General features: G+C 56.0%; 5 protein-coding genes. 1 reads left to right on the plus strand and 4 read right to left on the minus strand.

Annotated elements, in window-relative coordinates; all coding sequences use genetic code 11:
* Positions 1–67 precede the first annotated feature (67 nt).
* The 4 genes from O3S85_RS06135 to O3S85_RS06150 form a co-directional block, all read right to left on the minus strand.
* Positions 68–5,173 carry a galactose-binding domain-containing protein gene (locus O3S85_RS06135; protein ID WP_269539061.1) on the minus strand — a complete coding sequence of 1,702 codons (5,106 nt, stop codon included), beginning with the start codon at positions 5,171–5,173 and terminating at the stop codon, positions 68–70.
* A gap of 112 nt (positions 5,174–5,285) precedes the next feature.
* The gene (locus tag O3S85_RS06140; protein ID WP_269538931.1) at positions 5,286–10,559 is read right to left on the minus strand and encodes a discoidin domain-containing protein; all 5,274 of its coding nucleotides are present in this window, start codon (positions 10,557–10,559) and stop codon (positions 5,286–5,288) included.
* Positions 10,560–10,677: 118 nt separating this feature from the next.
* Entirely contained in the window at positions 10,678–13,959 is a 3,282-nt protein-coding gene (locus O3S85_RS06145; protein ID WP_269538932.1) for a PQQ-dependent sugar dehydrogenase, read from the minus strand.
* A gap of 241 nt (positions 13,960–14,200) precedes the next feature.
* A complete protein-coding gene (locus tag O3S85_RS06150; RefSeq protein ID WP_269538933.1) occupies positions 14,201–15,685 on the minus strand; it encodes a tryptophan halogenase family protein in 1,485 nt (494 codons plus the stop codon).
* Between the two features lie 263 nt (positions 15,686–15,948).
* On the opposite strand from O3S85_RS06150, the gene O3S85_RS06155 reads away from it, so the two are divergent.
* On the plus strand, positions 15,949–16,869 hold the full coding sequence (locus tag O3S85_RS06155; RefSeq protein WP_269538934.1) for a PEP-CTERM sorting domain-containing protein: 921 nt from the start codon (positions 15,949–15,951) through the stop codon (positions 16,867–16,869).
* The last annotated feature ends 308 nt before the right edge of the window (positions 16,870–17,177 follow it).

A 17,177-nucleotide genomic window follows, 5' to 3' on the forward strand; every position in this document is an offset into this window, starting at 1 on the left:
CAAGTATTGAAAAGGGGCCTGCGCAACGTGCGCAGACCCCTTCTTTATTTGCTCTTACCCCAAGAATCTATTGGCCGGTCACGCTCCACGTCTCGCTGGCGTCGGTTGCTTGGCCTGCGCCGTTTACCGCGCGCACCGTCCAGTTGTGAGCGCCCGCGCCCGGTGATGCCATGGTCGCGCCATTGACGAGATCGCCGTAAACCTCGACTTCCCACAGGGAGAAGCCATACGGTGTCGGCGTGGTCAGGCATTGCACGTTCAGGTAGCGCGCGACGCCGGACAACCCGGTTAGATCGTCCACCCCGCCGTCACCGGTATTCGTGTAGTACAGTTCATTCCAAGTCACGCCATCGACGGACGCCTCGATCCGGTATTCCGAGCCGTAGGCGGCCTCCCACTGGAGCAACACGCGGTTGACAAGATAATCCGCCCCGAGGTCGATGGTCAGCGACTGAGGCGCAAATGCATCGCTCGACCAACGCGTAGTCGGATCACCATCGGTGGCCGCATCGAACGTTCCCTGATTCGTGGACGAGGTCACATACGGCCGGTCGAGCGCGACATTGGCATTTTCCGTTAAAGGAGCAACCGGAGCGAACTCGCCCTGCTTCACGCCATCGTAATAGAGCTCGAAGAACGCGACACCGCTACCGGTGTCGACCACGTCCTGCCAGAAAAATGACAAGGGCGCGCCCGCAACGACGTTAACACCATTCTCCGGCGCGATCAGTGAGAACGCTGGCGGTGCCGTCGTGTCGTTCAGCGTGAAATTAAACGGCCCCGAAGACTGCTCCAGTCCGGCCCAATTGACGGCGCGCACCTCCCAAGTGTGGAGTGCGTTCGAAAGCGGCAGATTCCGGTGATCCCAGGTCGTGCCCTTCGTCGTATGCACCTTCACTCCATCAACATAGACTTCGTAATGGCGCACACCTGATTCGCCATCCGCGCTGGCCGCCCAACTAAACGACGGTAAGTCCGGGCCGAACGATCCGCCGTTTGCGGGCACCTGTAGCACTGGTGCGGTCGGTGGAGTGGTGTCGGTGTAACCATAGTTTTGCAGACCATAGCCATATTGGAACAACGGATCGCCATAGATTGGCGGCACGGGTTGGCCCGCAGCGATCAGCGCACGGATCTCGTCGCGCTCGGCTTGGGTCGCCCCGATGTCGTAAGGAATGTCCCACTCTTCGACTTGGTTCTGCTGACTATCCGTGCCAATTTGAGCCATCGAGCGTGGCAATTGCCACGGTATCGTGCCGGTCGGAACGTAGTCGCCAAACAATACCTGAGCGAGCGCCGTGCCACCGCCGTCACCAGCACGGTAAGTTAACAACAAGGCATCCGCGCTGAGCTCTGCTGAATTCAATACGCAGGGACGCGCCATCACATAAGCCACGACCACAGGGACATTTTGATTCAGGTAGTTCTGAATGATCGCCGTTTGCGCGGCAGGCAGATAAGGCTCTTCGTTGGCCCACGAGGTGCCGTGCGTGTAGGACGGCTCACCAACGACCACCACCGCCAAGTCCGGCGTCTCTGGAGCGTTGTCCAAATAAACATTGAGCCCGGCCTGCGCGCCTCGCTCAGCTATCGCGTCAAACGGAGTTTGCGCGCCAGAGTAGTCGTGGAAACCGCTGGTCCAGATCGACCACTGGTTGCCGGTGTCGGCAAATGGTCCAGTCACCACGATATCGCTGCCTACGGGTAAATCGAGCGGCAGCACGCCGTTGTTCGTCATTAACGTCATGGCCTCGCGTGCGGCCTGAACAGCGAGATCGTAGTTATGCGGTGTGAACCATTCGCCTTCGCCATACGCGTAGTCACCATAGGGATTTTCGAAAATTCCCAGGCGAAATTTCATATCGAGAATACGGCGGACGTGTTCGTCGATCGTGGCTTCCGGAACTTCGGTCGCAAAATCGCCCATGACGGACGGCGCAGCGCCGCCCATGACATCGGAGCCCGCAATCGCGGAGCCCACCCAAGCGCCACTCGGGAGCCAGTCACTGCAGATCAGGCCCTCGTAGCCCAGCTCTTCACGGAGGTAAGCCAGGATGTACGGGTTATCCCCTGCCCCGGCTTCGCTTGGACCAAACAGCTGCGTGCCGCCATAGCCAGGCATAATCCCGCCCGTGCCAGCCTCAATCGCCGCGTGCCACGGACGCATATGGTAGTGCACCGTCGTGCCATCATAGACCATCTGCTGTTCACCACCGGCACCCTGCCCCGGCCAATGCTTCGTGGTCACCCAGAGTGATTGCGGGTTCAGCTCCGGACCGGCCTGCAAGCCAACCAGAATTGCGCGCACCATTGCGGCGGCAACATCGGCGTCTTCACCACAACCTTCTTGAATGCGCGGGTAAAGCACCTTCGTGCCGACCTCTGCGAGCGGCGACAAAGTACCACGCGCGCCAACCGCGATTTGCTCGCGTCGCTGCATGTCGCCCAGCTCACGGATAAGCGCGTAGTTCTTCATCGCGCCGAGTGCAGACTGCGTCGGGAACGTCGTCTTGTAGCCGTGAATGGTGTCGCCCGTCGTGATTGCCGGAATGCCGAGTCGCGTCGCGGCATTGCTGAGCTGCATCGCCTCTTCGTCGACCGGTGTCAGCGGGCCGAAGTGAAAACCTGCCGTCGGATACGTCTGCCCGTCAAAGAACATCTGCATTGCCTTTTCTTGCAGTGTCATACGCGCAAGCAAATCGTCAACACGGGTGTCAATAGGCTGTGTCCAGTCTTCGTAGGGTTCGATCGTGCCGCTTTTATTCAAGTCGCGCATCCCGTTAATGAGGCTGATTCCATCGTCCACCTGCTCGACGTTTGGCAGATAAAGGCTGAATGTGTGGATGTCCGAACGCGGATCACTCACGCCATCAATGGCGACAACATACCACTTGTAAGTCCAGCGGTCCGGCAACTCACTAGCCAAAGTAAAGCTGGTCGTGCTCGACTCGCCAACTTTGGTGTAACGCTCCAACAAGGAACCCGGTTGCGTGAAGTCGTAGTCCTCCTTGGTGATGTTCATATACACATCGTAGCGCGTGGCACCGGCGACCGCATCCCAGCTCAAGGTCGGCGTGCGGGTGCTGTTAATCATCGCATTGTCGGCCGGACTTTGTAATGCAAAGCTTCCGCTCAGCTCCGGCGCATCGGGCGCGGTGTAAGGATCGTCAATGATGTCATCGGGATTGTAACCGGCTTCTTCATACACTTCGAAATCGAAGAGCGAATAGCCATAAGCACTGCCGCGAGTAATGCCCTGCATACGCACGTAGCGGCCCGTTGCATCGAGTTCTAAGTCGTCGATTTGACCATTGCCGTTGGTAACGCTAAGCGCCGTCGTCCAATTCTGTGCATCGTCGGAAACATCGATATTATAGGCGCTGCCGTAAGCCGTTTCCCAGCTCAGCAAGACGCGCTTGAAATTATAAACGGCGCCAAGGTCGATGTAGATCCATTCATTGTCATTTTCGAGCGAGCCCCAGCGCGTGGCGCTGTCGCCGTCGTTTGCGAAGTCCGCAGCCAAACCAGCATCCTGACTCGATGACGCCACAATGGGTTTACCAAAGGCCAAGTCGTCACCGTTGCCAACTTGCACCACTTCGACCGTCAGCACGAGGCCCTCGTAAACGGTAATCGTCAGCGGAAAGCCACTCACGTTATTTCCCTGCGAATCCACCGCGCTGATGTCCAGATCGTTGTCTGGCCCGAGACTAACGAAGTCCTTGGTAACGGTGATCGTCGTGCCGATATCGTAATTAAGCACCCGGTCAACGATGAGGTTTTGCACGCGAATTTCGTTTTCGCTGTTGTTCGTATCAGGCGACAAGTTTAAGTCAATAAACTCGACGTAAGGGCCGACGAGCGGCACGTCAATCGGGCCGCCCGGCTCGACATTATCGTCGTCGAAATAAACTTCAAAATCCCACAGCGAGTAGCCATAAATCGTGCCGCGCGTCACGCCCTGCACGCGCACATACTGCGCCGTGGTTTCGGCAAAAGTTACTTCGTCCAAGCCACCATCGCCATTGTTGATCGTGGCAACATCAGTCCAGTTCGAAGCATCATCAGAAACCTGAATGATATAAGCCGAACCGAAAGCGGCTTCCCAGTTGAGCACGACGCGGTCAAAGGTCAGTGCGGCGCCAAGGTCGACGTAAATCCACTCCGTATCGGATTCCGCAGAAGCCCAACGCGTCAGGCTGTCCTCGTCGACCGCGGCATCCTTGGGCAGACCGACGGGATCAGCTTCCGAGGATGCGACTACGGTTTTGCCTGCGGCCAGATCACCACTGGGCTGCGGAGGGGATCCGTCATCACCATAAACTTCAAAGTCCCACAGCGAATAGCCCCACGGCGAACCACGCGTCACGCCCTGCATCCGGACGTAGCGGCCATCAGCAGGCGTTGCCAGAGTAATGTCATCCTCGCCGCCGTCGCCTGCAGTTTCGGTGTAAGCATCGGTCCAGTTCGTCGCATCATCGGACACCTGGATCACGTAGCCCGAGCCATAGGCAGCCTCCCAACGGAGCACCACGCGCTCGACGGATTTCGTTTCGCCGAGATCGACATAAATCCATTCATCGTCCTCAAAGGAGCTGCCCCAACGCGTCGACGGATCGCCATCGGTGGCCAGTGCTTCGGTGTAAGCCCCCTCAAAACTAGAGGCATATGTGGGCTGGCCTTCGGCGAGGTCATCATTGCTGGGCGGTGGTTCGCTAACTTCGTCATAGATAGCAAACTCCCATAGCGAGTAGCCGTAGCCACTGCCGCGCTCCGTACCGTACATGCGCACGTAGCGTGCATCGGCACCGACGGTAATCGTGTCCGTGCCGCCGTTGCCATCGGTTATTTCCGCGACATCGCTCCATGTCGACGCGTCGTCTGAAGTTTGTATAAAGTAATGGGAGGCAAAAGCACCTTCCCAGACCAGCTCGACATCGCCAATGGATTGCACTGAGCCGAGGTCGATATAAATCCATTGCGGGTCCGACCAGTCGCTACCCCAGCGCGTGCCAAGGTTGCCGTCGTTCACTTCGGTCGTGGTCAATCCAACTTGCGAGCTGGATGCGGTCGCGGGCTGATTTAGCGCCAGATTGGTTTGCCCGCTGGCGACGGACGCAGCGAGCAACGAAAGAGCGCCAAGGCCCGGTTTAAATATACGAGAATAATTCATCACAGTTGAGGGGGATCAGGGTTGGGTTGGGAAAAAGGCGGGGCCTCCATTGGGGAGGTAGGCCCCGCCTTGTAATTCATTTCCAGAGAGTCATTACTTTGCGTTGCAAAGCTTAATAGACTTCAAACTCCCACAGCGAGTAGCCCCATGGCGTAGCGCGGTCGATTCCGAGCATGCGCACGTAGCGACCACTGCCGGAGACCGACAAATCGTCTTCACCGCCGTCGCCGTTGGTGACTTCGATCAAGTCGCTCCAAGTCGAGGCGTCATTGGATACCTGAATCTTGTAATGCAATCCATAGGCACCTTCCCAGTTCAGCACGACTTGGGAAATTGTCTGCGTAGAGCCGAGGTCCACGTAGACCCATTCATCGTCTTCGAACTCACTGGACCAGCGGGTGCCGCCATCACCATCGACTGCAGCATCGGCAATGTAAGCGCCCTCATTGGAAGAGGCGAACGCGGGCTGACCTTCGGCCAAATTGCCACCCGGAGGCGGTGGTGTGCCTTGCGCGTAGATCTCGAACTCCCAAAGCGAATAGCCCCAGCCGGTGGCACGGGTGACGCCCTGCATGCGAACGTAGCGGCCACTGGTGCCAACGGGAAGATCGTCTTCTCCGCCGTCACCACCAGTTACGCTGACTGCGTTACTGAAGTTCGTTCCGTCGTCGGATAGTTGGATGTGGTAAGCCGAACCATAGGCACCTTCCCAACGCAGGATGACGGAATCAATGTAGGTCGATGCGCCCAGGTCGACGGTGATGTATTCATCGTCTTCAAACGCAGATGACCAACGCGTAGCCAGGCTTTCGTCGATCGCGGCAGAAGCCGACATCGCGCCGTTTTCTTCCGACGATGCGGTAGCCGTTCCGTTTGGCGCTACGTTTACATACGCGCCACCACCGGACACATTAACCGTGGCCGTATCGGCGAGCGAGCCCCCACCAGCCACCGTGCCCGTGAAAGTCGCAGTGACCGTAAACGGGCCGCCTTCCTGGGTCGCGGTGTAAACACCGTTGACGTCAATATTGCCGGTGTCAGCAGACCAGTTTATCTGGCTCGTTTCGCCGCCGTTCCAATTCGCATCGAACACGTAGGCATCGAAGTCCGTGGACATACCGTTGAGCAAATCCACGTCGGTCGGGTTCAGGAACAACTGTGCGCCTTCGATGGCGTCAGCACCCTCCGAACCGTAAACCTCGAACTCAAAGAACGAATAACCGTAGTCGAGCGCACGGTCGATACCCTGGAAGCGAACGTAGCGTGCGCTGGCTTCAACGGCGAGATTGTCGTCATTGGCATTCGCTTTTTCCACGGTCAGAATCGTAGTCCAGTTCGCGCCATCGTCGGAAACTTGCAGCTCATATTCGCTGGCATAGGCACCTTCCCAATCGATCACGATGCGCTCAATGTCGAAGGTGACGCCCAAGTCGACCTGGAACCATTCATCGTCGTTGCCATGTGCGCTTTCCCAACGGGTCGCGGCATTTTCATCGACGGCCAGTGGCGCTTCGCCCGGAGGACCAACGGCGCTCGAAGCTGTAGCGGTCTTACCAGCAGCCACGTTTTGTAGCGGCGGATGCACGGCAAACAGCGCGGTCTGCGATGCATTGCCATTGTCGGCAATCACGTAGTAAGCACCCGTTGTTCCGTTGGAGGTGAACACGCCATTGGCATCAATCGAGCCGCCACCATCGACAGCCCACACGAGGCCCACGAGGTCCACTGGGTCGCCGTATTGGTCGAGGCCCGCAGCAGAGAATGTCTGCGTGCTGCTAGCTTCGACGCGGGCGAACTCCGGCGTAATGGCGATGTCTGCCAGGTAAGGCGCGTCGCCCACACGGAACGTATAAGTTTCCTGCAAACCATCGGCGGTGACCGTGACCACTACCGGGTCGGCATTCGACGTGGCGGTAAACAGCCCTGCCCCGTTGATCGAGCCGCCGGCATTTACCGACCAGCTAACATTGGTCAGCTGATGTGTGGCTTCGTATTGGTCGAAACCGGTTACGGAGAACTGCACCGTGGAGCCAGGTGTAAACGTAGCGGCCGGATTCGATGCAGAGATTTGCAACGAGTTCAACGCTTGGTCGAGCTTGTGCTGCACGACCTTTTTCGCCGGGACCGGGAACGATCCAATGACCGCACCGCTGGTGCTATAAACCGTGGCGGTTTGCTCGACGTTGCTCGGGTTGTAAACCGCGTAGCTATAAACGCCGGTCGACGGATTGTAGAAGACCTGGCTGGTCGGGATGTCCGTGTAACGATCGTAAACGATGTGGCCCAGCGAACGGAGCGCGTGCGTGTAGTAATAAGTGAGGCCGCTGGTGTCGTTGGCGATGCCGATCGGGTGACCGTCCGCATAGAACTCGTCCATGAGCTCAGCAACGAGGTTCGCATCGTAGTGCGCCATATAGCCAAGGATTACATTTCCGAGTCCCACGCCCCAGTCACCGATGACCTTCTTAGCCTGCTCGGTATCAACGCCGCTTTGGTAGTTGAGCACCTCAAACTCCCACTTGTCCTCGAGGTAATTTACATCGTAGGTGTAGTTCGTGTAGAGGTAATCATACATCGGCCAACCTTCGAGCGGCTGACCAATGGTCGGCGGCACGAGGTTCGGATAGTTCGCCAGTGTGCCGGCGGACCAGATCGTCGGGTCAAGCGTGATGGCACCATCGGGCTCCACGGTGAAGCTCAACTGACCATTCACGTAAAGCGGGTTGCCACTTTGCGCGAGCGTGTAGGTCGGGTTGTGATCGTAGGCCAGCTTGATCGCACCAGCAAACTTCGCCAGCGCGCCAGCGGTGTCGCCGTTGTGCCATTCGGTTTGCGCAGGTGCGAGGTTGTAGTCGCGGATAACACCACGGGCAGCACCAGCCATGGTCGGCACGCGGTCTTGAATCATGGAGTTCATTTGCGACTTCGCAAAGGCCGGATCTTCACCCATATATGCGAGGCCAGGCTGAATCGGCAGCCACTGGATGCCATACATCCAGCCAGGATCGCCACTAAAGAATGTCGCATACGCGGTGCCGCTGTCGAAGACGATGCCCGCATACTCATGGCCGTATTCCACCGGGAAGGTACTGCCGTCGCCGAGAACAGGATTCGTGGCATCGGGATTGCCGTGGTAGTCGGTCCAGTATTCTTTGATCGCAAGGCGTTCAATCGCGTAGCCCATGGCACCAGCGGCGGTCATGTCGCTATCGTTCATGGCTTGGCCAAGCAAGAAGAGACCGCACCAGGATTGAATCGACTCAGAGCTCGACTCCTGGTTATTGCCGTTGCCCGCGCTGGTGCCACCCGCATAAGAATGGCCGTGCCAAGGGTCAAAGGTACGCAAGAACGGGAAGTCTGTATCGTTGCGATCCCAGTTGGCATATTGCTTGGCAACGAGGGTTACCATCTCGCCGTAGTCAGCAAGAAACTGCGGATCTTGCAACCCAAGCAGCGCGGCCGAACGCGTGAAGTAACCGTAGTGGAAATGGTGGTCAGTGAACTGCGATGAACCGTAGGATTCGTTAAAGCCAACCAACGCTTTGTAGCCGTCGTAACGGGCAAAGTATTTTTCCGTTTCGACGCCGTCGTAGGTGAACCAATCTTCCAGCGCAGTCGTCAGAGAAGCCTTAAGCGCTTCGACATGATCCGTGCCGAGGTCGGCCGCGATGGTCATGTAGTCGCCGTATTGCGTGAGGCTCTTGCCGCCCCAGTAGGTGTCACCGCCGTAGTCGGTCTTGGTGGCATACTGGTCGAGGTAGAATTCCATGCGCTCGGGTGAGTAATCATGTGTCCCACCGATCTGAGTTGGGGCCGGCAGATTCGGCAAAATGCCCGTGAACGGGAAGTCGATCTGCGCGGTGTTCGAGGCCGTTAGCTTCAGCTTACCACGCGGGGTCGTATAACTGTCGCCGGTGAAACTGAGGTTGTTATCCGTCTCGCGATAGTGATGCGGAATCCAACCCTGCAAGACTGTCGTATTGCCGCCTTTGAGCGCTTGCGCGGTGACGTTCCAATTCGTGCGGACAAAGCCGCCAGCCGGATTGTAAGTCCAGTTCATCGCGGTGTCGCGCGGGATCGCATAGGCATAGGCGTCGAAGGCACCGAGCGCGGTGTAGCTCGGCAACGCACTGACAACTAAGTAGCTGCCACTGCCGAAGTTAACCAGCAGTTCGCCATTGGCGTCTTCGAACGTCGTGCCATCAGGAGCGTGCAAGCCAAAGGACCGGCCCTGCACTTCCACCGAAATTGCCGCGCCGGTGTATGGCAGCGCAATCACGTTGCCCGCGGCATCACGGAAAACGGCGGAGGCGTCGATGGTGAGCAGCGGAGAAACGCCGGTCGCTTCCACCCAGACAAACGGCAGGCCATGGCCCATCGTTACGTCGTAGTAGGCGTTGGCGTTTTGCTCCAGGCGCATTTGCACATGCCAGTCGGACCAATCCAAGGCGACCGCGCTGGCGGGCGCAAAGTCGGTGCTGAATTTTACCGCCGGGTCCGCGTCATTCGTCATGACGATCTGATCAGCCATGATGTGGCCCCAGCCACCGGTGACGTTGTCAATGACTTCGACGTAGGCGGATTGCCCGTTGAACTCGGACACGTCCCATGTTTGCCACGCGAGGTTTTCCGAGTTCACGCCTGTAGCTGCGCGGACGACATTACCGCCGACCACGAGTCGAACTTCCGCGGCGCCGGGGTGATTTCCACCACCGACCAACGCGTGAATGTATTGCGCATTCACGGTGAAGGTTGGCGAGGTCAGCGCCCCCGTTGAACCATCGCCCCCGTGGAAGGAATTCGCTAACCCGGCGCCGTTGAAGTTCGTAACTAAGGATTGTCCGGAAACGGAACCCGCTGCCGGTCCGCTGCCAAAGGCCGTGCCGGTGGTGCTCCAACCGGATGGCCAGCCAGCGCCTTCAAAATCGGCGAGTATGGTATCACCCGGTCCAAGAACGATAGAAGCCTGCCCGCCGACAGCGATCGGAAACTCCGTCAGCATGTCGGTGCCCGAGGCAGAAAACTCGATGGGAAAATAGACATTTACTCCCGACGCATTGGTCTGCACCGAAAGCGGGTAAGGCCACATATTGCCGGAGTATTGGTTAAAAATCAGATCCGTCCACCAGTCGTTGGTCGGCACAGGCTCACCGGCCTTGGACGGGTGGATGTAGAGTTGGCGGTTCAGGAAGGCGGTGACGAGATCGATGTCTTCGCCGCCGACGATGTCTTCATGCTCGGGCGTATATTCCGCGTAGCTGCCAGCGCCAACGGGCACCGCTTGCTGCGCGTGAAGATAAGCCAACTGAGCTAGCGTAAGAGCTGTCGTCGCCGCGGCAAAGCGGCCCAGAAAGCTCCAATGCGGGGTGCACAGTAGTCTTTTCATAATTATGGGGGGTTGTGGGTTGGGGATACCGGCCGAGAAGCCGCTATTTATTGCAATTTAATGCAATTACTTGGGTAAAATTTTTAGCGATAGGTGAACGCTGAGAGGTCGCCAGGCGTTAGTGGGTTTCCGCGACGAATCGGAAAAACAGCCCGTCACCGAGTGCACCATCCGGCGGGATCAGCAGCAGGTTGCCACTTTGGGGGTCACTTAATAATTCATAGCCAGTGGTTAAAGTCCACGAGCCGAATGCGGGTCTGCTGGCGACAACGGTCCAAGACTCCGGAGACAAATCTTCAGACGCTTCCCATGCGATCGCCACATTGTTCAGCGGCTCGGCGATGCGTAGGTTAATGCCGCCCTGCCCTGGCTCAATGCGGACAATCGCGATCACGCCCTCGCTAGTCGCGTTAGACTGCAAGGTGTATTCCAGCAGATTGGCCAGACCATCACGGTCGTAGTCGCTATCAGGGTCAGCTGCGGTCGTGCCCGACTCCGCGCCAAAGGTTTCGTCGCGCCAAAGTTGATACGCGGACAGTTGCTGAATCCAGTCGCGGATGATTGCCTGGTCATTCAAGTCCATCGGATCATTCGGGCGCATGCGATCGCCAACCTGCGGGTGATCGGAATTGATTTTTTCCATCAGATAGCTGCGCTCGGGGGAGCCAGGCTCAACCAACTTGATGCCGGGTGCCTCGACACTGAGTTTGTTAACCAACTCCGTGAAGCTCGCCGAGGGCTGCAAGTCAAGACCACCGCTGTTGGTGGCAATGTCGTTGTGACAGCCGATGCAATTCGCAGTTAGAATCGGTTGCACATCGTTGATGAAGCTAACATTCGGCGTCTCGGCGATACCAGAAAGATCATCAGTATCGGTTCCTCCATCGAAAAGCCCCAAAGTAATGACACGCTCTGCCAAGTCAGCGTCGTTCACCGTTTCGGTGACCAAGATGCGCCCATAAACACTCGCGCCGCGATCACCCGTTGTGTCGAGGGTGAACTCAGCATCACCATCACCTGAAGCAATCGGAAAATAGAAGTAACCGAGGTCATCCGCGTTCAGCCGGTGGTTAACACCCGTCGGCGCAAATGGCGTAGCCGGAAGAAAATCGCGCGCTCCAGGAACCGGATAGGGAACGCGGTTAGCGCCGGTGCTAAGCCCGATGTCAACCGCTGCCGGATCACCGCGCGTATCCAACACCCGTCCGGCCAGAGCCGTATCTGAAAAGTACAAATCCAGGTCGACATCGGCACCGTTATCCAAATCAACGGCGAAGCCCCGCGTAATCGCAGCCAAGCCTTGCGGCAGGCCATCATCGGCGACGATCACCATCGCTGGCCCGGTCAGCGCCGCATTGATCGCCAAGTTGATGCTAGCGCCCGCAGGGATCGTCAGCGCATTGGAATCCGTCCCGCTGCCACCGGTGATTGCGGCTGGCGTTACGGCATCGGCTTGGAAGAATGTCAACTCAATGTCGTCGCTCATCGTATTGCCCGACCCGCTACTGGCGTCAAAAATATCGCCACTAATCGTAATGCTAGGTGACTCAAAAACTGAAATCTCCTGCTCAGCGGTATCGGTTAGCGTGAGCGCATTCGACACGGTCAGGCTCACCGAATAAACACCCGCATTCGCGAACGTATGTTGTGGACTTGGCTGGGTGGAAGTGGAGCCATCATCAAAATCCCATGCCCATGAAGCTACAGTGGAATCAGGTGCCGTCGACTGATCAGTGAAGCTGACAGTTAACGGTGCTGCGCCACTGTTGGCTGAGGCCGTAAAGCTTGCCGTCGGTGGCTCACCTCCTTGAAAACGAATGCGCCCGATTTCATAACCGTTGCCCAAGGAATCGCCCTGATTGGAATCCGTATAGTAAAGCGCACCATCGGGCCCCAGCTCGAAGGCGACCATGCTCGCTGGTGGGTTGGTCAGAAAAGCACCGCCATTGTCCGCCGCAATCGGTGTCAAAGTATCTAGCTCGGCCCCGGTCAGTGTCCAACGACGGATTTCCTGGCCATAGCGCGCCTGGTAAATCGTCGGGCCTTCCGGTGCAAAGGGTCCATCGCGCACAATGATTAGCCCCGTTGCGGAAGGGCTGTGAGTGCGCATAACGGTTCTCTTTCCATCGGCGGACGAGGTCGTAAACTCATCCGGCCAACCACCATCGGCACCCTTTTCGATGCGCACCAAGCGGTCCGTGCCATCACCGTTTTCCGAAAGATACATGACGTCGTCAATTGGGGCGGCAGGATCGAACACAAAGCGAAACGCGTTGCGAAAACCGTGCGCCCAAATGCGTGACCTGACCGAGTTTGGATTACCATCGTAGAATGGATTGTCCGCTAAGCCCAGGCCTGTGGCCGGATCTACTCGGAGAATCTTTCCGTTGTAGAGGTCCATGTCATCAACGACGTAGCGGTTACCATCGTCGCCAAGCATCACGTAAAGCGCATAGGGATCGCTTGGGTGAAACTGGAGATCGCCTGCGTTGTGTACGTTGGTTTCGTTGGGCAGTTCGGAGAGTAAAATAACTTCCGAGCCCGATACCATTTGCGTGAAAGTTTCATCGACCGTAATGCGCGACAGGCGCTGATCATTCGAGGTCGAGTAGAACAGGTAAATGTAGCGATTGTTGGCGAAATCCGGATCCAGGCGCATGCCCAGCAAACCACGCTCGCCATTGGTATTCACCACCGAAGATATATCCGCGACGACAACCGGCGGCGTAAAATCTCCACCGCCGCCACCAAGCTGTTGACGCACCATGCTGGCGCTTTCCCATTCGACTTCGAGGTTCTCGCCACCTCCGTTTTCGAAGAACTCAACGACAACGGAGTGTTGCCCCGCTGATAAATTAATCGTGCCCTGCTCTTCGTTGTTGCCATGCAAACCGTCGTTATCGACGACCTCGACACCGTCGACCAATAAGCGACTACCGTCATCCGAGGTTGTGTAGAAAGTGTAGTCACCAGCGATGGAGATATCCAATGTCGCAGTAAAACGGAATGCAAAGTTGTCGTCCTGCAAACGATTCTCGAGGTCGAAGCCGGTTGCCGTTCCACTTGCGATTGGCGTGAGGCTGTCAAAGTCCGGTAGCTCATTCCACGTCCCCTCAAAATACTGATAGGAAATGGTAATTTCCGGACCATCGCTCGGCTCTAGAACGAGCAAACGGCCCTGCTTCTCGATCACGTATAGGCGGCCTTCGTCGTCAAACTCCAACGAGATCACGCCGTTGCCGCTGTAGATCGTTTCCGTAACGAAATTCGGGTCGGAGAATGCCGCATGAAGCGACGAATGGCCGGTAAATCCCGTTACCGTGCCGAGGGCCGCGATAAGGCCAAGGATGTTGAAAGCGGAGCCAGCGCGTTGGCTGATTTTTTGGAGAGTCTTATTCACGGGAGGTTGGGTTGAGCGGTATGCGGGGTAATGGCCTACTCGTTTATCTATTTTGCAATTAAATGCAACTAAAAGTTTTGAACGCCCAGGATTGAGACATTAAGAATTCGCTAAATCCCGCTAACAAGGGCGTGATTCAGACAAAAGAATTTTCCCTCATTTTAGGCTGACTGACAAACAATCTGCAGAAATCAACGCGTTCCGATCTACCCAAAGACCATACAAAACCACGGACTTTGAGCTACGCCGCCCACTTCCATTTGGGATCGCGAATGATCTTAAGGCACTCCTCCACCGTGTAACCCCGTTTGGCAGCCTGCTGGACTTCAGCCAAATACTTTTGCCACAGCTTGGCTTCCTTTTCATTGGGCTGATATGCATTATCGCAGGCCACGCCCTGCCCCATGAGCAGCGCATAAAATCCTTCCAGACCGTAGGAATTCGTCGGGTGCAGCAAGTAACTCCGGCAAGCCTGGCTTGGTCCATTGTCCCGAAAGAAATCGACCAGTTGCTTGGCCCCACCGAGTTCGACATGGTCACGGCAATGCTGCCAAAAGGGCGTGTTCTTCGCAGTGTTAAACGCATAATGAACCGCCAGAAAATCACGTACATCATCCCATGCATCCGCATTGGCGCGGTTATGAATGTCGATAAAGCTCGGTGTCGGCCGCCGTTGGGTTTCCTTCAGAACCACCGCCAAGCTGCGCGCCTGATAGCAAAGCACATGAATAGCAGTCGCCTCCAGCGGCTCCACGAACCCTGAAGCATTGCCCACGGCAACCACATTACCAGCCCAGGAACGCTCATGCCTACCCGAACGAAACGGCACGAGGCGCGGCTCTCTGGTTACCTTGGGATTCTTCGCGAGAAACTCAGCCTTTGCATCGTCGTCCGAGATAAATTTCGAGCAGAATACATAGCCGCGATTGATGAAATGCTCGTGCTCAATGCGCCAGCACCATCCTGCATCCATCGCCTCGGCGGTGGTATATGGAGCAATGGGTTCGCCATCACGCTCCCAACCACTGATCAATGCACGATCGCAAAACAATGTCTTCGAATAGTCCGCCCAAGGCTCACGCAACACCTTGGAGATTAATTCCGCGCGAAAGCCTGATGCATCGATAAACAAGTCCGCCTCCAGGCGGGTGCCGTCCTCTAGCAGCAGCGTTCTTACTTGTCCGTCCGATTGCTCAATTGAAGCCAGGTCACCAGTTAGCAGCTCGATTCCCAGGGATCGCGCCACCCCCTCAAGCCATTGGACCAACTTGGCATTTTCGATATGAAATGCATGCGGCATCGACATATCCGGTGCACCATTGTGCTGTCTGAGGAATGCCTTGTTTGCATGCATGCAAGCAGAGATACGCCCCGTGGGCTCGGCCATGTTTTTTATGTAAAAACCGGCGCTGCGCTCGAGTTCATTGAACTTTAAATCGATCTCATTTCCAAAGGTGTAATAGAAGTTCGAGCCCTCCCCCCATAGAAACCGGATACCGAGTTTCCACGTCGGGCTAACTTCTTTGTAGAACTTCCGCGGACTGAATTCCAGGAATTTAAAAAAGTGGTTGGAGAACTCAACCGTCGTCCCCTCACCCACACCAATGATCCCAATTTTTTGGCTGTGCACCAGTTGGATATCCAGCATTGGAAGCTTTCGCTTCAAAGTTACCGCGGTGAGCAGTCCAGCGGTTCCGCCGCCGAGAACAATGACCTTCTCAATCATACAGGGTAGATGTGGGGATTATAGAAACGTGCTAAAGAATCAGCGGAAATTTTCCTTAGAAGTTCAAGCGATTAAGTCGATAATTAGCATCATAAAGCGAACTAGCTCAAAGATCTCACCCCAATACACCCCGAGTATTACCCGCATTAATTCCACCCCGAAGAGATTTCTTTTCACAATATTTTTCCGAAAATGGATTGACTAAATCACATCCATGCAATTTCATGCAACTAAACTCTTACCTCTCCCAATACACATAAGCAATGAATACTCCTAGAAACATCCCCTTACTAACCGCTGCAGCAATTCTTTCGGGCAGCATCACCGCACAAGCCACCGACATCACTTGGGACGGCGGAGGCGGTGACGGTTTATACCTGACTCCTGCCAACTGGAGCACTGACACCGTTCCAAACCTGACTGGACCAGATAATGCGTTCCTGAACGCATCCGCTCAATACGATCCAGGCGGCGATCTACTCATACAAGGAGGTAGTACTCTGACGATTCAAGACGGAGGCAACTGGGAGCAAATTAATGGTATTGCCTGGATCAAAACCCAGGGTGGCAATCTTATCATTGAAGAAGGGGGTGTCTTCAACACAGGCACTTCGCAAAACATGGAAAGAGACGCCACTACCTCAATTACCGTGAATGGCACACTAATTTATGGCGCAGCAGCTGGCAACTTTATATACAATCCGGCTACTTTTGGGTCCTTCTCTCTCGCCAGCAATGCCAACTTTTCAGTTGGCGCAGAATTTCAGCCGGCTGTAGATTTTACATTCAATAGCGGTGTAACCTATACGGGCGGAAGCGTGATGGCAGCGCAAGCTTCGGATGTGGTCGTAACAATCAACGGATCAGATTTAACATTAGTAGATAACGGGCCATCAGTTGCTGGTTTGTATGGCTTCAATGGCACAACAAGCTACCTTGACTTCACCACAGCTGGCGGCACCATCACCCTGTCCAACGTCGATAGCGCCACGGAAGTAGAAACTGCGATCAACACCGGCCTGTATCGCTACCAAGGTGCAATCGATCCAACCAACATCACCTTTACCGACCTCGGTGGTGGTGACTACATCATCAGCGCGACGACCGTTCCAGAGCCATCTACCTATGCGCTTCTGCTCGGTACGATGACCCTCAGTCTGCTGATCATTCGTCGCCGCAAGTAAAGTTTCCAAATAACTTTTTCAAAACCGTTGAGTTAAGGCCCAACGGTTTTTTTTGTGCTTGGATACAGTAGTGGTATTCGCGCGAAAAAGGTGTGCGACTTGAATAGCTTTCAATAAATCCTCACGGGGATAAGCTTGTAAAGCTTTGCGGCGCAAAGTTTCAACAGACAGAGCCCTATTCATCATGTCGCTTAGCCCAAGAGCGCACCTTTCATTGCCTCAAGCAGAAAGCGTTGAAACATTATAACGTTCTCAGTGGTTCCAGCCTTCAAGAAGATGGACACAAAAAAGCAGCGCCACGAACTGAC

The sequence above is a fragment of the Cerasicoccus sp. TK19100 genome (assembly GCF_027257155.1).
GTDB classification, from domain to species: domain Bacteria; phylum Verrucomicrobiota; class Verrucomicrobiia; order Opitutales; family Cerasicoccaceae; genus Cerasicoccus; species Cerasicoccus fimbriatus.